This is a genomic window from Aliikangiella aequoris (assembly GCF_053709105.1).
The window spans coordinates 3,518,342-3,540,388 of record NZ_CM132298.1 but is presented as its reverse complement, the minus strand read 5'-3'; the positions used below and the strand labels follow the sequence as shown (position 1 = coordinate 3,540,388).

Here is a 22,047-nt window from a genome sequence, read left to right as displayed (position 1 = left end):
ATAAAATGTCTAAACTAAAAGCGTTACTTGCAGCAAGCTTACTAACCTTTGTGGTTATACTTAGCGCCTGTTCAGAACGAGTTGCTAATGCCGACCTTGATCGCGTATTAGATATTACTGCCGATACTTTGTATGAGTTTGAGCAACGAGGCTCTCAACAGAGTGAAACCGCGGTAGACGACTTTACGACTGAACTACGCAATAATATGCGTAATGCCAACCCTAAAGTCCATCAAGGGCCGGTTGGAATTGAGTCTAAACAAGACGGCTCTTTGGTAGGCTTTTATGATAAAAACAATAATCAAGTAAGAGACTCTGGCGAGAAAGATTTATTTAAAGTAGAAATTGATGGAGAAAAGCAGCGTCTTATCGCCAGTGATGCTAATGGTTATGTTAGAGATCATAGCTTCAGTGGCACTGGATTTTTAGCTGGCATGTTAATCGGAAACTTACTTAGCCGCCAACGAGCCGCTGGCGTAAACCCTAAGTCTTTAAGTAATAAATCTGCAATGTCAAAATCACAATATAGCAGTGCTCGCTCGCGCTCAAGTTCGGGTAGTCATACTCGGGGTAAGTAGTTAATTGTTTGTATTGTAAGCTGATCACATCTTTGATCAGCTTGTTCACCCTTAGCAAGGATATTAGAGAAAGCCCATTGTGAATGATTCATTAAATGCGGTCTCGAGCCAGCCATCGAGTACAGCCAACCAAGTGACAAATGACGATATTACGCAACGTCAGTCAGGTATTTTGCTGGCATCTATTTTAATTGTTGCATTATGCGGTATTGCCTATGAATTAATTATAGGTACCGTATCATCATACCTGCTAGGTAATAGTGTTTATCAATTTAGTTTGACCATAGGAACTTTTATGTTCGCTATGGGAATAGGCAGTTATTTATCGAAGTTATTAAGTAAAAATTTAGTACAAAATTTTATCATTATTGAAGTTGTTATTTCATTAGTTGGTGGCGCTTGTAGCATGATCTTGTTTATGGCCTTTCCGCTAGTTAATGCCATTTATCAAGTAGTCATGTATAGCCTTATTATTATTATTGGTGCGTTAGTTGGAATGGAAATTCCTATTTTAACCACTATTTTATCGGCTAAGCAAAGCATGCGTGACTCGATTGCTAATGTCATGTCGCTTGATTACATTGGTGCGCTAATTGGTTCTATTAGCTTTCCTTTATTGTTATTACCGCATTTAGGCTTAATTCGCTCATCTTTTGCAATTGGATTAGCTAATATTCTAACGGCAATTATTAATATTTATTTTTTTCGCAAGCATCTAAAATATTATCGTTTGCTAATGACTTCGGCATTTTTAATTTTAGTTGCACTCATTGTCTTTATGGTGGTTGGCACGCGCTTAACTAGCTTTGCTGAAAGCCACTTGTATTTTGATCAGATCATTTATAAAAAACAAACTCAGTATCAAAATTTAACCTTAACCCGTTCAAACAATAATAGAGAGTTTAGACTTTATATTGATGGCCATATTCAATTTTCATCTCGTGATGAATACCGTTATCATGAATCTTTAGTACACCCTGTTATGGCCATTCCAGGAAAAAAAGAAAATGTATTAGTACTGGGTGGCGGTGATGGTTTAGCGGTAAGAGAGTTAGTTAAGTATCAATCGATTAAAAACATTGATCTAGTCGATATAGATTCTGAAATAACTCGGTTAGGAAAAGAGTTGCCTATGCTCGCTTTGTTAAATAAAGAGAGCTTGCACGATAGTCGAGTTAATATTTTTAATCAAGATGCTTTTTTATTTATAAACCAACCTGGCACCCTGTATGACAGAGTCATTATTGATATGCCTGATCCACACAACGAGGCAATTAATAAGCTTTATTCTAAAGAGTTTTATAAAATGATTGCTCGGCGTATGAGTGAGACAGGAATTTTAATTTCACAAAGTTCATCGCCATTTTTTACCCGCAAAACCTTTTGGGGAATTGAAAAAACCTTGTCTCATGTGTTTGCTAAAACCGAAAGTTTTCATATAACGGTCCCCTCCTTTGGTATTTGGGGATTCCATATGGCAACCATGAAAAATAAATTTCCAGTTAAGTATGAGTTTGGCGATGAGGCTCAATGGATGAACACGCAAGTTATGCAGGCAGCTAAAGTTTTTAGCCAAGATATCGCTCAGCTAGAAGTCCCCGTGAATTCAATTATGGAGCCTAAACTCTATCATCTTTACCTCGACGATTTAGGCCAGTAAAGCGTTTTTGCTTGTTATATTTTATCAGATAACAAGTTGAGGATAGCCTCAGGTTTTACGTGAATTTCATCCATATGCCAATGATTATTTTGGTCTGCTTTGGTTAATGCGTAAATATCTAGAAATTTGTGCGAATGTATTTTGCATAGTTCCATTAGCTTTTGATTAAAGTATGCAATCATATTGATATAGGGCTCACGCTTAAGTTCAGGTATTTTTTCCACGACTTTACGATGTGGCATTGGGACTCCATAAATAATCAAGCTGAGCTGGTTTGCATTAGCTTGACTGGTCATTAAGTCTATATAAGCCGTTAAAAGCTCATCGATGTTATCAGTTACCGCAATGTTATTTTTCTCGCAGTGAGGAAAAATCCCCTCATCATAGCGGCAGTCAATTTCACCGAACCCTAAAATTACCGTTGCTGCTTTAGGAAGCTGATTAATACCTAAAACAAAACTTTTTTGATATTGGTTGGCAGTTTCTTGAACTAAATGAAATATTTTACAGCCAGTAATAAATATCGGTGAGATTTTTTTGCGTCCCGCTGCATTTTCTAAAATCAAATTGCTACTTGAAAAACAGTGGCTTTCGCTCATAAAGTATATTTCTGGCATTGCTTCGTTAGTGAAAAGGTTGGGTGATTGAGAGTGTGAGCTATGCAAGAGTTCTAGAAATTGATGATAAACAATTAAGTTGTTTAAGTTAGGATAATTAGTATAGTTAAACCTGATTGAATGACTTAAGTCGAGACATTGTTTTAGCTGCGTCATGTTATTTTGCATCCAATGGATTTTGGCTTGTCCAATTAACAGTTCACAAATTTCTGGATCATGTAAGCATTGACTATTCATTGCTATGTTGCTCAATTCGAGAGCGTCTGTATACGCATGCATAAACATTAACAAGTCAAAAAAGTGGATATAAACCTTGCCCATTTTGGGATTTATTTCTAGCGCTTTTAAAAAGCATTTTGCGGCTTCGTCAAAGTTCCCTTGGCGCGTTTCTACAACTCCCAAATTATCATGGTACTCGGGCTTGTTAGGATCTATTGCAATTGCTTTAAGGTAAGCTTCTTTGGCTTTTTGAAATTGATTTTGTAGTTGCAGACAGTTGGCTAAATTATTTAAAGCATCAGCTTGCTTTGGGTTGATAGATAGTGAGCGTTGATAAGCTTTAATAGCCATTGTAATGTTTTTTAATTCAACATACACATTACCTAGGTTGTTGTGAGTGGCGGCATGGTTATTATTTAGCGTTAGTGCTTGGCTAAAAAGTTCCTGAGCTTCTTTTGCGTGCCCTTGTGCGTGCACGCTCATGGCTAGAAGCTGTTTAGCATCAAACAGTTTGGGTTTTTTGTCGAGTATTTTTCGGCAGATAGTTGCCGCTTCTAAAAAATTACCTTTACCATATAAAACAGTCGCTTTATCGAGTTTTTGCTGGGTGCCCATTCTGTATGCTCACTTTATTTTATTCTTCTGCGCTCTTCATAGCATAGAACAAAATTCGGCCATGAGCGTAAAATGAGTTAAAAGCGTGCAGCGACTAAATCAAACGCCTAGCATTTCTTTTGCGTGCGATAAGGTTTTATCAGAAATAACCAGTCCACCTAACATTCGTCCAATTTCTTGTACTCGTTGCGCTTGGTTAAGCAAAGTCATTTGCGTTACCGTGGCATTGGCCAGTTTGGTTTTGCTCGCGATTAAATGCTGATGCCCACAGGAAGCAACCTGCGGTTGGTGGGTCACACAAATAACTTGGCGGTTTTCACCAAGCTGTTTTAATAAGCGGCCGACGACTTCTGCCGTGCCACCACCTATACCAACGTCGACTTCGTCGAAGATTAAGCTAGGCACTAATTGTTGTTGCGCCGTAATTACGGCAATTGCCAAACTAATACGCGAAAGCTCACCACCTGAAGCAACTTTATTGAGTGGTTGTAATGGCTGACCAGGGTTAGCTGATACCATAAACTCGGCGCTTTCTTGACCTTTGCTTGAGTGTTGATGTTCTATAGGCTTAAGTTGGATTTCTAATTTTCCACCGTCCATTGCAAGTAATTGAATTTGCTCAGTTACGAGTTTTTGCAATCTTTTGGCTGTATCGGCTCTACTTTTACTGAGTTTTGTAGCGTGCTTTTGATAATCCTTTAACGCTTGTTGATAGGCTTGCTCGATAGCTTCTAGCTCGCTTTCGTCGGCGTTTAATTGTTCGAGTTCTTGTTGCAGCTGAAGGTATTTAGTTGGAAGATCGCCCAATTTAACTTGGTGCTTGCGCGCCAAATCGTGAAATTGAGCCAGTTGTTGGTCGAGCTCTGCTAAAACTTGAGGGTCTACTTCTAAACGATCTCGATAATGACTTAAATCATGCTTAGCTTCTTGGAGTAAGTTTTCAGCTTGAATTAGAGTTTCTTGTAGGTTGCTTATACTATTATCCATGGAGTGCAGCTTTTCAATTTGTTCAACCACTTTGGCCAGGCCTCCAAGCACTGAGCTGGCTTCGTCATCATCAAGTAGTAATAAACTGTAATCGGCGATTTCAAGCCGGTCATTACAGGTCGCTGCTTCTTTATGTTGTTGCTCTAGCTGTTCTAGCTGTGACTGTTCAGGATTTGCATCTGCTAATTCGTCTACCTGATAAATAAGTAAGTCGCGTTTAGCATCCCTTGCTTGTTTTTCTTGGCTTAGCGCCGCTTTGCGCTGTTCTAGTTTTTTGATTTTAAGGCTGGCATCACGCACTGCCGCCAGTAGTTCAGGATGGTTGGCATAGCGGTCGACTAAATTCAGTTGTTCTTTACTGCGCAGCAAAGTTTGGTGAGCGTGCTGACCATGAATATCTACCAAAAATTCCGCTAAGGCTCTTAATTGAGACAGTGGTACACTGCGGCCGTTAATAAAGCATTTGCTGCGGCCTTCACGAACGACCACACGGCGAATAATGCATTCCCCCTCTTCGGTTAACTGTTGTTCAATTAACCATTGCTGTGCCGCAGAATTTGCCGGTAATTCAAAAACAGCGGTTACTTCTGCCTGCTGTGCATTGGGATATACCACGTGCTGCTCTACTCGCTCGCCAAGGGTCATGCCTAGGGCGTCAATAACAATTGATTTACCGGCACCGGTTTCTCCGGTAATAACGGTCATACCCTTGCTCCAGTCAAGGTCTAAAGATTGAATTATGGCAAAATTTCTTATTTCTATGCGAGTTAACATCTATTTGTATAAGTAGTTGTTTGCTGGAAATGACATTTTATATGAGTTGCTACTATTTGAACAGTTTAGAGTTTATGACCCCAGTTTAATTTGCTTCTAAGAACCTCAAAGTAATCATAATCTAATGGGTGAATTAGCTGCATTTCGATAGGGTATTGAGTAATACGAATATGATCACCAGGTTCTAAAGAGATGATTTCTTGGCCGTCGCAGCTAAGTTGAGGGCTGTGCGGGTTTGTTTCTGCAATCACTAAGTCAATGGTGCGCTGTTTATTTACCGTTATTGGCCGACTGGTTAAAGTATGTGGACACATAGGAACTAACACCACCGAGTCGGTTTCAGGCGCCATAATAGGGCCACCGCCCGACAGCGAATAGGCAGTTGAACCGGTGGGTGTCGATACAATTAATCCATCAGAGCGCTGGCTATAAACAAACTGGTTGTCCATATATAGCTCAAACTCTATCATGCGCGCAATTTCACCGGGGTAAAGCACGACATCATTGACTGCGCAGGAAGAGCCAATCAGCTTATTCGCTCGATAGACTTCGGCGAATAATAAAAACCGATTTTCTAAAGTATATTCGCCATTAAGTATTGGGGGAATGCGGGTTTCTATTTCAGTAGGGCGAATATCGGTTAAAAATCCTAAATGACCGCGGTTTATTCCCAATAAGGGCACTTTGCTGTCGATTAATTCACGCGCGGTTTTGAGCATGCTTCCGTCGCCACCAATAACAATAACGAGTTCGCATTTTTGGCCGAGTTCTTCAAAGTTAATAATTTGTGCGCCGGCCACATTCACCGCCGATTGATGGCGTTGTGGTATGAATATATCTTTACCGGCTTTGATTAATTGTTGAGCAAGTAGCTCAACGGTTTCGTTAGCTGCTTCACTGCCTGGCTTTCCGGTGATACCAATACGGTTAAAGCCCGGCTTTTTGCTCGCTTTTGAGTCTGCCATTGAGTTGGTTTGACCTTGATTTATTGTCGAATTAATCGCATATTAATTAGCGATGTTGCATTGTCTTAATAATCGGTTGTTTTTTGTTAATTATCAAGACGCTAGCCAATTAATTACGCTTTTTATTCCAATTACTTAGGGTATGTGCAGGTTAAGACTGCCGGCCAGTGACATTATTGATACAAAAATAGAAATTAAAAACTTTAGGTGAATGAAGCCGCATATGAAACAGCGCGATTTAGTTTTAATGAAGTCATTAATCGAGTCATATATGCGCGAAGGAGCACCGGTAGGCTCAAAAGCCCTACACCAGTCTGGCCTTTTATCTGTAAGCGCTGCGACCATTAGAAATATAATGGCTGACTTAGAAAAACAAGGGCTTCTGCTTTCGCCGCATACCTCTTCAGGCAGAATACCGACTACCCAAGGGTTACGCATTTTTGTTGATCAGCTGGTTCAAGTGCAAGATGTTCAAGCTGAAAAGCTGGCTCAATTGAAGAGTTCACTTAGCCCTAATTTAGAAACTTCACGAATTTTAGGCAATGCGTCTACCTTGTTATCTGAACTAACTCATATGGCGAGTTTAGTGCAAATTCCTAGCAGTCCAGTGCAAAAGGTTGAGCATATCGATTTTGTACCTTTGTCAGATCAGCGGTTGCTGGTTGTATTAGTGCTCCAAAATGAAGAAATTCAAAACCGTGTGATTAAAGTTGAAAGAGAATATAGTCGCCAAGAATTAACTAAAATGGCGCAATTTCTCAATCAACAAATAGTTGGCAAAGCTTTAGATCAGGTGCGCCAAGAAATTCTTACCCAAATGGCTCAAGCGCGTGAACAGCTCGACGAGCTAACCCAGCAAGCTATTCTTTTAGCACAGCAAAGCATTAATAATCACAGCGATGAGCAACAGCAACCTGACTTGTTTCATTTGTCAGGTAAAACCAACTTAGTATCTATGGCTTCAAGTGGACAATTAGATAATTTAGAGCGGATTTTTCAAGCATTTAAGCAAAAACAGCAGATTTTAGATATTTTAGAGCGTTCTATTGTTGCTGATGGCGTGAAAATATTTATTGGTGAGGAAACTGAAAATCAAAATCTAGCTAACTGTTCAATTATAACTTCACCCTATCAAGTTAAAGGCGAGTCATTGGGGGTTTTAGCGGTTATTGGGCCTACCAGAATGCGTTACGACAAGGTTATTCCCATTGTTGAAGTGACCGCTAAATTAGTTTCTCAGGCATTAACGGCTAAATCTGACGAGCAATAATTGGTTTTTTTCGATATTTCGCGATTTTTTCCTTGAATCTAGCGAAGTTACCCCCATATTTGCGGACATCTCAACATGATTAATTTTAATTATTAACCAAGGCACGACATTGTCGCCCCTTAGCAGGCTTTAGGAGCTGTAAATATGAGTAACCAAGAAGAAGTTCAAACGACTGACGAAACCGTTGACGCGGTTGAAGAGACGACTGCAACCGAAGAGCCTTCTTTAGAAGATAAAGTTTCTACCTTGGCCGCAGATCTCGACGCGGCATTAAAAGAAGTTGAGTCACTTAAAGACACTGCGATTAGAGCGAAAGCTGAAGCCGAGAACATTCGTCGCCGAGCCGAGCGAGAAGTCAGCAATGCCAGCAAATTTGCTTTGGAGCGGTTTGCCAAAGAGATTTTGGCGGTTGTCGATAGTTTAGAGAAAGCGCTAGAACTTCCTGCAGAAGGCGATCAAGTTAACCCTATGCGTGAAGGTATTGAATTAACTTACAAGTTATTAATTGATATTTTGGCGAAATTTTCTATTCAGCAGATTTCACCATTAGGCGATGCTTTTGATCCAGAAAAACATGAAGCCATGGTAATGCAAGAAAGTGAAGAGCATGACCCAAACAGTGTGATGCATGTTGTTCAAAGTGGGTTTTCGCTCAATGGTCGCTTAATTCGACCAGCAAGAGTCGTGGTTGCTAAAGGTAAAGCACCAGAAATTGACGAAAAAGCTTAAAAATAAGCTTGAATTAAAAAAAGCAGCCCCCAGATAAAGGGCAACTAAGATTTAAATTAAAATTTACTTTGAATTGAGTCAGCTTTAATAGCACCAAGCAAAGTAAACATAGTGGAGAACTAAGATGGGTAAAATTATTGGTATCGATTTAGGAACAACTAACTCTTGTGTAGCTGTTCTTGATGGCAAAGACACTCGGGTTATTGAAAATGCAGAAGGTGCAAGAACTACTCCTTCAATTGTTGCATACACCGAAGATGGCGAAATTCTAGTGGGTCAATCTGCAAAGCGTCAAGCAGTCACCAACCCTAACAACACTTTATTTGCGATTAAGCGATTAATAGGGCGTCAGTTTAAAGACGACGTTGTTCAAAAAGACATCAAAATGGTGCCTTACAAAATTGCTGCCGCAGATAATGGCGATGCTTGGGTTGAAGTTAAAGGTGAAAAAATTGCACCTCCTCAAGTCAGCGCAGAAGTTCTAAAGAAAATGAAGAAAACTGCTGAAGACTTTTTAGGTGAAAAAGTTACCGAAGCCGTTATTACTGTACCAGCGTACTTTAACGACTCACAGCGACAAGCGACTAAAGATGCCGGCCGAATTGCTGGTTTAGATGTTAAGCGAATTATCAATGAGCCTACGGCTGCTGCTTTAGCTTACGGTATGGATAAAAGTAAAGGCGACAAAACTATCGCTGTTTATGACTTAGGTGGTGGTACTTTCGATATCTCAGTTATTGAGATTGCAGAGGTTGAAGGCGAGCACACATTTGAAGTATTAGCGACGAATGGTGATACATTCTTAGGTGGTGAAGACTTCGATATGCGTGTTATCGAGTATTTGGTAGACGAGTTTAAGAAAGAAAGTGGCATCGATTTAAATAGCGATCCTTTAGCACTACAACGTTTAAAAGAAGCGGGTGAGAAAGCGAAAGTTGAACTTTCTTCTAGCCAACAAACTGATGTGAACTTGCCATATATTACGGCAGACGCGTCAGGTCCAAAACACTTAAACATTAAACTAACTCGCGCTAAATTAGAGTCTTTGGTTGATGACTTAATCGAGCGTTCTTTAGAGCCAGTTAAAATGGCGATTAAAGATGCGGGAATGAATGTTTCTGAAATTGACGAGGTTATTCTTGTTGGTGGCCAAACACGTATGCCTAAAGTACAAGAAGCAGTAACTAACTTCTTTGGTAAAGAGCCACGTAAAGATGTTAACCCAGATGAAGCTGTTGCTATGGGCGCTGCAATTCAAGGTGCAGTATTAGCTGGAGATGTCACTGACGTCTTGTTATTAGATGTTACGCCATTATCGCTTGGTATTGAGACCATGGGTGGTGTAATGACTAATTTAATTGACAAGAATACAACAATTCCAACTAAAGCGAATCAGGTATTCTCGACTGCAGAAGACAACCAAACAGCGGTTACTGTGCATGTATTGCAAGGTGAGCGTAAAATGGCTTCACAAAATAAGTCATTGGGTAAATTCGATTTACAAGATATTCCGCCAGCGGCGCGTGGTATGCCACAAATTGAAGTGACTTTTGACATTGATGCCAACGGTATTCTTAATGTATCAGCTAAAGATAAAGCCACTGGCAAAGAGCAGTCTATTGTCATTAAAGCTTCTTCTGGTTTATCTGATGAAGAAGTCGAAAAAATGGTACGTGACGCAGAAGCTCATGCGGAAGAAGACAAGAAGTTCCAAGAACTTATTGATGTACGCAACAAGGCTGATGGTCTGATTCATGCGACTAAGAAAACCATGGAAGACGAAAAAGTTACTTTTGAAGATGGTGAGAAAGAGTCAATTGAAGCTGCAGTTAAGGCGCTTGAAGAAGCCCTTAAAGGAAGCGACAAGGCTGACATAGAAGCCAAAACAGAAGCATTAACTCAAGTGTCTCAAAAAATGGCAGAGCGCATGTATGCACAAGCACAGGCAGAAGCTGAGCAAGCACAACCTGATGCTCAAGGTCAGCAAGACACAACTAAGAATGCTGATGACGATGTTGTTGATGCTGAGTTTGAAGAAGTAAAAGACGACAAAAAGTAAGTTTGAATGAGCGTAACTTATGCGCTTCAATTTAGGCTAAGTTGTAGCGCGGGGAAAAGCTCCCCGCGTTACCGTTTCTGAACGTAAATTTGGTATCCGGTAAAATGTCTAAACGCGATTATTATGAATTATTAGGAGTTAGCAAAGGTGCTAGCGATCAAGAGCTTAAAAAAGCTTATCGCCGCCTTGCAATGAAGTATCACCCGGATAGAAATCCAGACTCTCAAGAAGCAGAAGAAAAGTTTAAAGAAGCTAAAGAAGCTTATGAAGTTTTAACCAACCCGCAAAAACGTCAAGCTTATGATCAGTACGGTCATGCTGGCGTCGATCCAAGTCAAGGTGGCTTCCATAGTGGCGGTGGCGGCGAAAGCTTCAGCGATATTTTTGGTGATGTTTTTGGTGATATCTTTGGCGGCGGCGGAGGTCGTGGGGGCGGTAGACAACGTCAGCGACGTGGTGCTGATCTGCAATACAATTTAGAAATGAGTCTAGAAGAAGCAGTCAAAGGCGTTAAAAAGTCGATCAAAATTCCTACCTTTGTTGACTGTGAACCTTGTGACGGAAGTGGTGCTAAAAAAGGCTCTTCTTCAACTACCTGTAATACCTGTAAAGGGGTTGGTCAGGTGCGAATGCAACAAGGCTTTTTCTCTGTTCAACAAACTTGCCCAAGCTGCCACGGTCAAGGTACTGTGATTAAAGATCCTTGCAGTAGCTGTAATGGTGAGGGGCGCACTCGTAAAGAAAAAACCTTATCGGTTAAAATTCCTCCTGGGGTTGATACCGGCGATAGAATTCGCCTAACCGGTGAAGGCGAAGCCGGTGGTCCAGGGGCTGTTCCTGGTGATCTTTATGTGCAAGTACATGTTAAACAGCATCCTATTTTTGAGCGTGACGGTGACAATTTATATTGTGAAATGCCAATTAGTTTTGCAACGGCTTGCTTAGGTGGAGAGTTAGAAGTTCCCACTTTAGAAGGCAGAGTGAAACTTAAAGTGCCAGAAGAAACTCAAACAGGACGCATGTTTAGATTGCGCGGTAAAGGAATAACACCAATGCGTGGAGGTATGCGTGGTGATTTATTGTGTAGAGTGGTAGTGGAAACTCCGGTAAACCTTAATAAAGATCAAAAGCGAATGTTGCAGGATTTTGACGAGTATTTACAAGGTAGTAAAAAACAGCACTCCCCCAAGTCGAGTAATTGGTGGGATGGCGTTAAAAATTTCTGGGATGAAATGACTAACTAAAAACTTTATTCACTTGTTAAAAAAGAAAAGCAGCCAACAGGCTGCTTTTTTATTAGTAGTTTAAATCTTAGTTGACCAACATCCTATCTCAACATAGACTAAAGCTTAGTCTGGCTAACTACTTTAAAATTATGCAGATTGTTCCTTTATTATTTAAGCTTAATCGACACCTCAACAGGCTTGCACAAGAGTCTCCTGTTTCTATTGCACGGTTAGAGTTATTGCGATTAGTAAAACAAAAAAATCCAATTACGTTACGTCAACTGTGTGATATTCAAGGAGTTAAAATGCCTACAATGTCAAAGCTAGTTGATGAGCTTCAAGCGCAAAGCTTAGTGATACGGGCACAGTCTAAAGACGATGCAAGACAACGCTGGATAGTGCCGACTCAAAAGGGTATTCAAACGCTTGAGAAGTTAGAGAAACAAAGTGCTGAATTTTGGGAAGCCAATTTAGCTGGTTTGGATAACCCGCAACAAGTCGTCGATAGCTTAACCAAATTAACTCATTTGTTGTCTGTAGACAATTTGCCATGACTGTTATTACATATAATAGCTCTGGCTTATTGGTACTTTGATGAGAAAAAGAAAAAGAAGGGACACCCTAGAAAAAGAAGGGACACCCTAAACTTTTTCCGTAGTATTGAGCAGGAATGAAACTGGATGTCCCGTTGTTCGCCCTAAACTTTTTCCGTAGTATTGAGCAGGAATGAAAATGGATGTCCCGTTGTTCGCCGTTGTTCGGGAATGAAAATGTATCTACTACCGGTTTTAAACAAGTCGTGGCTTCAGGTTCGGAGAAAAAGACTCTTATCTGAAGAGTTTGGCGTAAGCCCGTCTAACCCAAATAACTCTCTGCGAGTCATATTTAAAACTGACTAGTTACTTTTTACTACGCGCACCAATTCCGCGGCTTTAAATAATAATCGGTTAACTTTGCTTCATCACTACCAGCTTCAGCCTGCCAATTATATTCCCAGCCTACGTTTGCTGGTAACGACATAAGAATTGACTCAGTTCTGCCACCAGTTTGAAGTCCAAACAAGGTACCACGGTCATAAACCAGGTTAAACTCAACGTAACGTCCACGACGAATTTTTTGAAATGCTTTTTGTTTTTCGCCATATGGCGTGTCTTGGCGCTTTTTCACAATTGGCGTATAAGCCGGTAAAAAGCTGTCACCAACACTGCGCATAAACTTAAAAGACTCTTCAAAATTAGGTTGATTTAAATCGTCAAAAAACAGCCCACCAATACCACGGTGCTCATTGCGATGCTTAATAAAAAAGTAGTCATCACACCAAGCTTTATACTTTGAGTAAGCCGCTTCTCCTAATGGCTCACAGGCTTGCTTAGCGGTTTTGTGCCAATGTACACAATCTTCTTCAAAGCCATAATAAGGGGTTAAGTCATAGCCTCCACCAAACCACCACACTGGGCTTGTACCCGGCTTTTCGGCAACAAAAAATCTTACATTCATATGCGATGTTGGAACGTATGGATTATTGGGGTGCATCACCAGTGAGACGCCCATGGCTTGAAAGCTTCTACCCACTAATTCAGGTCTTGCTGCGGTGGCAGAAGCCGGTAATTTGTCGCCCATAACATGGGAAAAGTTGACGCCCCCTTTCTCAAACACATTGCCATTGGTAATGACTCTGGTTTTTCCGCCGCCACCTTCTGTACGTTGCCACTCGTCGACCAGAAAGTCTGACTTGCCGTCAATTTGACTCAAACACTGACAGATACTTTCTTGAAGGTTAATAAAATAATCTTTTACTGCGACAATGTCGGTCATTTATCGGTCTCTTAATGGTGACTTGTGGATTTATTATGTAGCTTGTTACGCGCTGCTAGGGTTATTCAATTGGAAAAGCCATTAGAATGATTTTAACCTTTAATCACGTAAAACTCGATGATTGATTAGGTCAATAATTCGCGATGGTCGCTGCCCCCCGCACTCGCCTCTAACTACTTTGTCGACCAAATTTTGCCAATGATTGCGTACCGCACTATATTGAGTTAGCTCAGATTTTCCAGCTTTATTGCAGCTGGTCGACACTAATGGTTGTTGAGTGAGTTCGCAAATCATTTTAGCAAAAGGATGACTGGTTAAACGAACCGCAAGTTTGTTGGAGGCTCCGCTTAGCAGTGGAGAAACACTATCTTGTTTAGGTATAAGCCAAGTCGTTGCACGATCATTAGGTTGTAAGATCATGTCACGTTGGGCTTGAGTTAATGGTTGTATCAGGGGTTCTGCTTGCTCTAGTTGGCTCACTAAAATAATGAGTCCTTTATGGGCCGGTCGCTGTTTTAATTGTAAAATGCGCGATAATGCCGACTCATTATAAGGGTTACAGCCAAGCCCGTAGACAGACTCAGTTGGGTAGGCAATCACGCCGCCCTGGCTTAATACTTGAGCGACGCGATTAAACTGCCATTGGCTAAGTCCCGCTGATAAATGACTAGAACATTGGCCCATGGCAGTGATTAACTCAATTTTAGCCTTTTAATTTTGCGTTTAAAGCCGCATCTTTAGCAATAACAGCTTCAGCATTGGCTTTACGATCATCTGCTACGCGTTGAGCTACAGCTGGATCAGCAACACCTAGCATTTGCGCCGCTAAGTAACCCGCATTTTTTGCTCCGGCTTTACCTATTGCAACTGTTGCCACTGGTACACCTGCAGGCATCATTACAGTTGAAAGCAGTGCATCTTGGCCATTTAATGGGCCACCGTCCATAGGTACGCCGATTACTGGTCGAGTGGTTAATCCGGCCACAGCACCAGCTAAGTGAGCCGCTAAACCTGCTGCACAAATAAATACTTGGCAGCCGCGACTTTCAGCGTCTTTCACGTATTCGTGAGTTGCCGCAGGTGTGCGGTGCGCAGAAGTTACTTTAACTTCTGCTTTAATGCCTAGATCTTGTAAAACCTTTAAAGTGTTTTCCATGACCGGCCAATCTGAATCAGAACCCATTAATATCGCTACAAATACATTGCTCATAAGTAAACCTTTATGTTTTGTTTAAAATTCGACCAAAAATTGAGGCTGCGTATTTTAGCAAAACCCAAATTAAAAAGGGAAGTATTTCGACAATTTCTTAGTTAAACTAAGCCCAAATAGCCGATAAAACTTCATTTAAGAGTTAAAAATGTCAAATAAGCAGTTTACAGACGAAGCGCAAATGCTATTAATGCAAATTATGCGAGCTCGCAGAGACGTTCGTGGCAATCGTTTTACTGACAAACCCATTGCTCAATCAGAGCTCGATAAAATATTGGCCGCAGCAGAAAGCGCTCCTTCGGTAGGCTTTTCGCAGCCATGGGAGTTTGTAATTATCGATGACTCTGAAATTAAGCAACAGGTGGTAGCCAGCCATCAAGCTGTTAACGCACAAGCGATTCAGCAATTTAGTCCAGCAAAGCAACAAGAGTACGCGCGTTTAAAGCTTGAAGGTATTCAAGAAGCACCGCTTAACATAGCTGTTTTTTACCGCCCTTCAAAGTTACCTGTATTGGGACAATCTTCAATGCAAGAAGCCGGTCGCTATAGTGTCGTGTGTGCTATTCAAAATATGTGGTTAATGGCAAGAGCACTTAATATTGGGATGGGATGGGTAAGCATTTTACAGCCAGCGGATATCAAAGCGCTACTTAATGCGCCAGCAGATGCCGAGTTTATTGCGTATTTATGTTTTGGTTATGTTGACAGTTTTTTACAACAGCCAGAATTAGAGCAGCTTAACTGGGAAAAACGTAAACCTATCGCTAGCTGCATTCGCTATAATCATTATTGAAGGCGCTGTTTAACTTGCGCCCATACCAATTACCACAAAAGCTCCAATGCTGACGGCACCAGCCAATAATGCATAAGGAAGTTGGGTTTTAACATGCTCTAAGTGATCGCACCCAGCCGCAAGAGAAGAAACGATTGTCGTGTCTGAAATTGGCGAGCAGTGATCACCAAACACGCCACCGCCGACAACCGCCGCAATAATAATTTCTGGCGGTAGCCCGCTAGAAAGCGCAATAGGAATACCTATAGGTATTAAAATGCCAAATGTTCCCCAAGAAGTACCTGTGGTAAACGAAATAATTGCTGCAGCTATAAATATTAATGCAGGAACACTCCACAAAGGTAAGTTTTCACTGACTATTTGGCTCACGAACTCGCCGGTTCCTAAATCTTTCATGCTGGCACCAAGCGCCAAAGCGAGCATAACCGTTGTGACCAGTGGTAATAGCTCTGACATACCTTTAAAGCTCCAGTCGAGCAGTTGTTTTGATTGAATGCCTTGTTTAGAAAATCTTAACATCGCAAATGCGACTAAGCAGGCGAGCCCTACCGCCCAAAGTACTGATTGTGAGCCTGAGCCCTGCAAGATTGAGCCATTACCGGTATACCACATAAAAAAGATGATACTGACAATCATTGTGAGCAGTGGAGCGAGCATGTATTTTACTTGGGTTGGGGGATAAGTTGGCTCTGTTTGCGCTGATTGAGTTGTTAATTGAGTTTCAGAGGTACGCATTGGACCAAACACCTTTCCGCTCCAAACCGTATAAAATACCAATGCAAGAGTCACCCACGAATAAATATTATAGGGAATTGAGTAAACTAAGCTTTGCACGGGGTTAGTTAGCGAATAGCCCTCTAATAAGCTGAGTAAATAGGCGCCCCAGGCATTAAATAAAATAATCACACAGATTGGTGCACAGGTGGAGTCAATAATATAAGCAAGTCGTGCGCGGCTCATTTTTAAGCGATCGAATAAGTCTCTTGATACAAAACCCGCAGTCAGAATACTCAAGTTGGTTTCTATAAAAATTAGCACACCTAATATGCTCGGCATAGCTGCAACTTTTCGTTTAGAGTTGGCTAGCCCCTTATGGGTTAACCATTGCACAAAAGCACTCACTCCACCGGAATGTTTAATCAAGCTAAGCAGCGCGCCAATTAATAAACTAAACAGCAGAATTCGAGTATTACCAGCGCTAGAGAATACCTTCACGATCTGGTCAAATAGTCCAAGAAAACCTTTACCCAAATGAAACTGCGAACCAATGACCTCAGCAGTGAACAAGGCTGACAACAGTGACAAGATGACATCTTTTTTCCACACAGCGATTACTATGGCAACGGTGGGTGGGAGCAAAGTAAACCAATCCAAAATTATTTCCCCAATTGAAGGTTTTCGTCGAGTTTTGTTAATTAGACTAATAGTTAGTCATTAAACCATTTTTAACCGCCTCAAATCTATAGAGGGATTATTAAAGTTTAGACTTTTCAGTTAGTTAGTAGGTTGGCCTAGTAATTGCTAATTAATCTATGCGGTTTGCCATTTAGCAACGCAGACGATTAATATTTAGGAGAAATTGTATGTTTGAATTAATCATTGGAATTATTGTAGGTGCTACGTTTGCTGAGTTTTGGCGACATTTATATCGACTAATTAAACGTAAAGCTCAGGCTTGGCAAAAAGGCACAAGTGAAGGATCAATCAATGATAAGGTTAATTAGTTTTAAATAATCTAGCCACTCTAGCGGGTATCATATTTTGCGGGTATCTTATTTTGCGGGTATCTTATTTTGCGGGTATCTTATAGAATTAGGGTTTATCTAAATAATCTTAATTTTGAGAGTTGTTAATGAAGTCTCCAATAATTGCGCCATCGATTTTATCCGCTGATTTTGCTCGTTTAGGTGAAGAGGTAGAGGCTGTTATTCAAGCCGGTGCTGATTGGGTACATTTTGACGTCATGGATAATCATTATGTGCCTAACTTAACGATAGGCCCTATGGTGTGCAAAGCATTGCGAGACTATGGCATTACCGCGCCTATTGATGTTCATTTAATGGTTAAGCCGGTAGATAGAATTATTCCAGACTTTGCTGAGGCTGGAGCGAGTATTATTACTTTTCACCCCGAAGCAAGTGAACATGTAGACCGAAGTTTACAGCTAATTAAAGATATGGGCTGCCAAGCAGGCCTGGTACTCAATCCTGCTACGCCAATACAGTGTTTAGAACATGTTATGGATAAACTAGACGTTATTTTGTTAATGTCGGTTAACCCAGGCTTCGGTGGTCAATCCTTTATCCCTAATACGCTAACCAAGTTAACTCAAGTAAGACAATTAATTGAGCAAAGCGGATATGATATTCGGCTTGAAGTAGACGGTGGGGTAAAAACAGATAATATTGGCGAAATTGCTGCTGCGGGTGCAGACGCCTTTGTTGCCGGATCGGCGATTTTCAATGCGAATGATTACGCCCAAACCATTAGTGCCATGCGTCAACAAATTAAGCAGCACACCAATCAATAATTTGGCTTGCATAGATAACGCGCTCAATATCAGTCTCAAATTACATAACTAACCCACGGTTAAAGCAGAGAAGCATTAAGTGTCTACTAAGCCAAAAGTTTTCATGCTGGATAACTACGACTCATTTACTTTTAATTTAGTGCATTATTTTGAAATGCTTGAAGCGGAAGTTGTAGTTAGACGCAATGATGAAGTAACGCTTGAGGTAATAGAAAGTTTAGAGCCGACACATATTGTCATTTCTCCAGGGCCTTGTGATCCTGATCGGGCCGGCATTTCAATTGACACTATCAAATATTTTCAGCAGCACACACCTATTTTAGGCGTTTGCTTAGGGCACCAAGCGATTGGGCAAGCATTTGGCGGTAAAGTTATAAGAGCCAAGCAAGTCATGCATGGAAAGACTTCGCCGGTTTTGCATACGGGGAAGGGAGTTTTTAAAGGAATTGAGTCACCTTTTAGCGCAACTCGCTACCATTCTCTAGTGCTCGATAAAATGAGTTTGCCCAATTGTTTGGAAGTTACCGCTTGGACAGAAAATGCACTGGGTGAGTTTCAGCACATAATGGGGGTGAGCCATAAAGAACTCAATCTTCAAGGCATTCAATTTCACCCAGAGTCAATCTTGTCTGAAAGCGGGTTAAAGCTGTTAAGCAATTTCATAGAAAACTAATACCGACTATCATGCCCAAATTTCAATGGTTAATTCAGTAGAGAACAGCCAATCTCAATATGCAATATTTAAGTAAATAAGTGAAGTTAACGATGGCCATCTGCTATTTTTATTAAGTGTAATAAAAAATCCAACATCTAAGGAGTTGTATGCATGAGTCGATTGGTCGAAGAGTTAAAACAAGAACATAAAGCAATAGTCCATAATTTAAACCAAATTAAGGCCTTGGGCGTAACCAGTGAAGAAGGGCAGAAAAAATTAGCTTTAGCAAAGGCGGGGTTGCTCGCGCATTTGCGAAAAGAAGATGAAAAATTATACCCGAAAATGAAAATTGAAGCTGCCGCTAATCCGGAGCTAAAACGTACCTTAGATTTGTTTGGTAAAGACATGGATAAAGTGTCTAGCGCAGCACTAGCTTTTTTTGATAAGTATGCTGGTGGCGGAAGTGGCTTAGAGTTTGCAAAAGACTTTGGCTTGTTAATTGCTACATTAACGCAACGAATTCATAAAGAAGAAAATGTTTTATACGAAAAATATAATCAAATTGATAACAAGAGCAATGCTTAGTTATTGACTTCACACATGAGTTTATAGGCTTCTGCTGCGGGAGAGGGTTTTCCAAAGTGGTAGCCTTGCGCAAAGCGAATATCTAACTCGCGTAAAATATTAGCGTGAGTTAAGGTCTCTACTCCTTCAGCAATCACATTTAAGTTTAAGTGCGACGCCATAAACGCGATGGTTTTTACAATAGCTAAATGCTTGTCATTTTTTTCAATCGCGTAGATAAACGAGCGGTCTATCTTGATAGTGTCGAGTTCAAATTTATGTAAATAGCTAAGCGACGAGTAGCCCGTTCCAAAGTCGTCAAGTAAAACCGGAATATTTGTATCAGCAAAGTTCTTAAGTAATTTTTGTGCTAAATGTGCATTTTCGATTAATAGACTTTCGGTAATTTCTACTTTTAAATCGGTTGCTTTTACTTTGCACTGAGAAAGTGCAGACTTTATCTCGTTAAATAAATCATGATTTTCAATTTGTTTAGATGAAAAGTTAACACTCATAGTCACATTAGATGCCACACTAGTTTGCTTTTTCCACGACGCTAAATCAGCCAAGGCAGTTTTTAAAATGAGCTTACCCAAACTATGGATGAGTCCGGTTTCTTCCGCGATGGGAATAAACTCGTCTGGTGAAATGAAGCCTAGCTCGGGATGTAACCATCTGGCGAGAGCCTCAAAGGCAACTATTTTATTGTTACGTAAGTCAATGATGGGTTGATAATAAACTTGAATAGCACTTTGCTCTATTGCAAAGCGTAATTCACTTTCTATGCGCAGTCGTTTCATTGCGTTGTCGTGCAATTCAATATCAAACAATGCGTAGCGATCTTTACCTTGCGCTTTGGCGTGATACATGGCCGCGTCAGCATCCCGCAAAACTTCTTCTGCATTAGTATAGTTTTTTGTGTTTAAAGTTATGCCGATACTCGTTGAGGTAAAAACTTTCTGTTCTTTGAGCATAAAGGGTCTGGAAATAGCAGCTAAAATCCGGTTGGCAATAATGGCTGCGTCACGCTCTTTGCTAATATTGTTTAACAGGATGCAAAATTCGTCACCGCCTAAACGCGCGACAGTATCGCCAGGCCTAACACACTCTAATAAGCGTGATGATACTTTTATTAAAAGTTGATCACCCATTAAGTGTCCAAGAGAATCGTTTATCACTTTAAAGCGATCGAGGTCTAAAAAGAAAACGCTAAAATCTCGGTTGATATTACGCTGCGAATCCTTAAGTACTTGGTGAAGTCTTTCAGAAAATAAACTGCGATTAGGAAGACCTGTTAGGTTGTCGTGAAAAGCTTCATGAGAAAGCTTTTCTTGCATTTTTTGTCTTTCATTAAGCATCGATTTTAATGAGGAATTAGTAATCGATAACTCATTGGTTCTTTCTGTTACGCGCTGTTCTAGTTCGTCGTTTATTTGCTTGAGTTGTTCATGGGTTTTTCTTAGGTTTTCGGAGCTTTTGCGTCGAGTCAGCGCAGTAGAAACCTGTTGTGAAACAAAGGTCATGACTTCTTCGTCAAGCTGGTTGTAAGATTTATCTTCACTGTAGCTTTGAATTGTTAGCACCCCAAAGACAGTGTCTTTTTCGGTTAATGGAACGCCCAACCAAGTTTGGGGAACCATACCTTTAAAAGTACCACTTTTAACCCATTTATCGCGGTTGTTTTTATTAATCAGTATCGGCTTACCACTTTTAATCACTTGCTCTGTTGGTGAAAGTTTTTCAATTGGTATGGTTAAGTCGATGGGGCGTGCTGACTGATCCGACTCATATTCGTCACTAAAGTAAGGGAAATTTACCTGTGTCTTTTCTTCGTTAACAACCGCAATATAAAAGTTTTTGGATGGCATGATGCCATCAATGATTTTATGCAGCGAAATATAAAACTCATCCAAATCTTTCGCTGTATTGGTTAATTCAGAAATCTTAAAGAGTGCTGCGTGTAATTTTTCTGCGCGCTTTCTTTCTTGGATCTCAACTTCCATTTCGAGGTTTATTTTTTGCAGTCGCGCTGTTCTATCGGCAACTTTTTGTTCTAGTTTTTCATTAATTTCGGTTAACTGTTTCTCATAAATTTTTTGTTTAATTGCCGAGGCGATTTGTTGCGCAACAAAAGTGAGTACACGCTTATCATCGTCACTATAGCCAATACTATCGTCATAACTTTGGACCGCAAGAACGCCAATCGACTGGTTATCGTGTATGAGTGGAACACCAAGCCAAAACGACGCATGCTGCCCATGTATTTCAAGCTCGCCTTGTTTAACAAGCTCTTCTAACTTAGCGGAATCTGCAAGCAGTGACTGTCCAGTTTTTAAAATATAGCCGGTCAAACGCCTTTTAAATTGTGACAAGGGTTCTGGCTCCCACTGAGTAGGATCTTCATTTTCGTCTGCTTCGTCACAATAGTATTCAAAGCTAACGTATTCTTGGTCGTTAGAGACTAGGGCAATATAAATGTTTTCGGCATACATCAGGCGACTAATAATTTGATGTATGTCTTGATAAAAAGCGTGCAGATTTTTGACGTGGCCACCTAGGCTAGCAATGTCTAACATTGCTTGCTGTACAGCTTGAGCACTTTGGGCAGCAGTTTGTGGGCGCTTTTTAGCGGCTAGACCCAGTTTTGCGGCAGTGTTGTTTGGTGGTGAACTTTTTGGCATTTTAAGTTTTTTGAGCACTGGTGATTAAGTTAATTGTTATCTTAAAAGCTTAGTCAAAAAATGACGATTCACCAAAATAAAAGTTTGATTTCACAAGGTT

The 22,047-nt window shown here is 40.6% G+C and carries 20 protein-coding genes; 12 read left to right on the top strand and 8 right to left on the bottom strand.

Features of this window, described 5'->3' with window-relative positions; genetic code table 11:
- Window positions 1–5: 5 nt before the first annotated feature.
- Both ACUR5C_RS15315 and ACUR5C_RS15310 read left to right on the top strand, forming a co-directional pair.
- The gene (locus ACUR5C_RS15315; protein ID WP_454466052.1) at window positions 6–578 is read left to right on the top strand and encodes a hypothetical protein; all 573 of its coding nucleotides are present in this window, start codon (window positions 6–8) and stop codon (window positions 576–578) included.
- A gap of 79 nt (window positions 579–657) precedes the next feature.
- Complete coding sequence (locus ACUR5C_RS15310; RefSeq protein ID WP_454466051.1) at window positions 658–2,238, top strand: polyamine aminopropyltransferase; 1,581 nt, start codon at window positions 658–660, stop codon at window positions 2,236–2,238.
- A gap of 14 nt (window positions 2,239–2,252) precedes the next feature.
- Here ACUR5C_RS15310 and ACUR5C_RS15305 read toward each other — a convergent pair whose 3' ends face one another.
- The 3 genes from ACUR5C_RS15305 to ACUR5C_RS15295 form a co-directional block, all read right to left on the bottom strand.
- Entirely contained in the window at window positions 2,253–3,689 is a 1,437-nt protein-coding gene (locus tag ACUR5C_RS15305; RefSeq protein WP_454466050.1) for a tetratricopeptide repeat protein, read from the bottom strand.
- A gap of 99 nt (window positions 3,690–3,788) precedes the next feature.
- Window positions 3,789–5,450, bottom strand: coding sequence for a DNA repair protein RecN (gene recN / locus ACUR5C_RS15300; RefSeq protein ID WP_454466049.1), 1,662 nt, complete (start codon window positions 5,448–5,450; stop codon window positions 3,789–3,791).
- A gap of 65 nt (window positions 5,451–5,515) precedes the next feature.
- A complete protein-coding gene (locus tag ACUR5C_RS15295) occupies window positions 5,516–6,415 on the bottom strand; it encodes an NAD(+) kinase (protein ID WP_454466048.1) in 900 nt (299 codons plus the stop codon).
- A 223-nt stretch (window positions 6,416–6,638) separates the two neighbouring features.
- Between ACUR5C_RS15295 and hrcA the strand changes: the two genes are divergently transcribed.
- The 5 genes from hrcA (at window position 6,639) to ACUR5C_RS15270 (ending at window position 12,253) form a co-directional block, all read left to right on the top strand.
- Window positions 6,639–7,685, top strand: a complete 1,047-nt coding sequence (gene hrcA / locus ACUR5C_RS15290) for a heat-inducible transcriptional repressor HrcA (RefSeq protein WP_454466047.1) — start codon at window positions 6,639–6,641, stop codon at window positions 7,683–7,685.
- A 144-nt stretch (window positions 7,686–7,829) separates the two neighbouring features.
- Entirely contained in the window at window positions 7,830–8,414 is a 585-nt protein-coding gene (gene grpE, locus ACUR5C_RS15285; protein WP_454466046.1) for a nucleotide exchange factor GrpE, read from the top strand.
- 124 nt (window positions 8,415–8,538) lie between these two features.
- The gene (gene dnaK, locus ACUR5C_RS15280) at window positions 8,539–10,473 is read left to right on the top strand and encodes a molecular chaperone DnaK (protein WP_454466045.1); all 1,935 of its coding nucleotides are present in this window, start codon (window positions 8,539–8,541) and stop codon (window positions 10,471–10,473) included.
- Window positions 10,474–10,577: 104 nt separating this feature from the next.
- Window positions 10,578–11,717 carry a molecular chaperone DnaJ gene (gene dnaJ / locus ACUR5C_RS15275; protein ID WP_454466044.1) on the top strand — a complete coding sequence of 380 codons (1,140 nt, stop codon included), beginning with the start codon at window positions 10,578–10,580 and terminating at the stop codon, window positions 11,715–11,717.
- Window positions 11,718–11,848: 131 nt separating this feature from the next.
- Window positions 11,849–12,253 (top strand): MarR family winged helix-turn-helix transcriptional regulator, encoded by a 405-nt coding sequence (locus ACUR5C_RS15270; RefSeq protein WP_454466043.1) that lies wholly within the window; start codon window positions 11,849–11,851, stop codon window positions 12,251–12,253.
- Window positions 12,254–12,608: 355 nt separating this feature from the next.
- On the opposite strand, the gene hemF is transcribed toward ACUR5C_RS15270, so the two are convergent.
- From hemF to purE, 3 genes are all read right to left on the bottom strand, one after another.
- Window positions 12,609–13,514: an oxygen-dependent coproporphyrinogen oxidase gene (gene hemF / locus ACUR5C_RS15265; RefSeq protein ID WP_454466042.1), complete on the bottom strand. Its 906-nt coding sequence runs from the start codon at window positions 13,512–13,514 to the stop codon at window positions 12,609–12,611.
- 99 nt (window positions 13,515–13,613) lie between these two features.
- Window positions 13,614–14,198 carry an L-threonylcarbamoyladenylate synthase gene (locus tag ACUR5C_RS15260; protein ID WP_454466041.1) on the bottom strand — a complete coding sequence of 195 codons (585 nt, stop codon included), beginning with the start codon at window positions 14,196–14,198 and terminating at the stop codon, window positions 13,614–13,616.
- A 19-nt stretch (window positions 14,199–14,217) separates the two neighbouring features.
- Window positions 14,218–14,724: a 5-(carboxyamino)imidazole ribonucleotide mutase gene (gene purE, locus ACUR5C_RS15255; RefSeq protein ID WP_454466040.1), complete on the bottom strand. Its 507-nt coding sequence runs from the start codon at window positions 14,722–14,724 to the stop codon at window positions 14,218–14,220.
- Window positions 14,725–14,872: 148 nt separating this feature from the next.
- Here purE and bluB point away from each other — a divergent pair, with 148 nt between their 5' ends.
- A complete protein-coding gene (gene bluB, locus ACUR5C_RS15250; protein WP_454466039.1) occupies window positions 14,873–15,517 on the top strand; it encodes a 5,6-dimethylbenzimidazole synthase in 645 nt (214 codons plus the stop codon).
- Between the two features lie 9 nt (window positions 15,518–15,526).
- Here bluB and ACUR5C_RS15245 read toward each other — a convergent pair whose 3' ends face one another.
- Entirely contained in the window at window positions 15,527–16,891 is a 1,365-nt protein-coding gene (locus tag ACUR5C_RS15245) for a Na+/H+ antiporter NhaC family protein (protein WP_454466038.1), read from the bottom strand.
- 209 nt (window positions 16,892–17,100) lie between these two features.
- Here ACUR5C_RS15245 and ACUR5C_RS15240 point away from each other — a divergent pair, with 209 nt between their 5' ends.
- The 4 genes from ACUR5C_RS15240 to ACUR5C_RS15225 all read left to right on the top strand — a co-directional run bounded on the left by ACUR5C_RS15240 (window position 17,101) and on the right by ACUR5C_RS15225 (window position 19,287).
- Window positions 17,101–17,241, top strand: a complete 141-nt coding sequence (locus tag ACUR5C_RS15240) for a hypothetical protein (RefSeq protein ID WP_454466037.1) — start codon at window positions 17,101–17,103, stop codon at window positions 17,239–17,241.
- 128 nt (window positions 17,242–17,369) lie between these two features.
- Complete coding sequence (gene rpe / locus ACUR5C_RS15235; RefSeq protein WP_454466036.1) at window positions 17,370–18,047, top strand: ribulose-phosphate 3-epimerase; 678 nt, start codon at window positions 17,370–17,372, stop codon at window positions 18,045–18,047.
- Between the two features lie 103 nt (window positions 18,048–18,150).
- Window positions 18,151–18,720, top strand: coding sequence for an anthranilate synthase component II (locus tag ACUR5C_RS15230; protein WP_454467879.1), 570 nt, complete (start codon window positions 18,151–18,153; stop codon window positions 18,718–18,720).
- Window positions 18,721–18,873: 153 nt separating this feature from the next.
- On the top strand, window positions 18,874–19,287 hold the full coding sequence (locus tag ACUR5C_RS15225) for a hemerythrin domain-containing protein (protein WP_454466035.1): 414 nt from the start codon (window positions 18,874–18,876) through the stop codon (window positions 19,285–19,287).
- Here the strand turns inward: ACUR5C_RS15225 and ACUR5C_RS15220 are convergent.
- Window positions 19,284–21,947: a bifunctional diguanylate cyclase/phosphodiesterase gene (locus tag ACUR5C_RS15220; RefSeq protein ID WP_454466034.1), complete on the bottom strand. Its 2,664-nt coding sequence runs from the start codon at window positions 21,945–21,947 to the stop codon at window positions 19,284–19,286. The two genes, ACUR5C_RS15225 and ACUR5C_RS15220, sit on opposite strands and share 4 nt — an antisense overlap.
- Window positions 21,948–22,047: the final 100 nt, after the last annotated feature.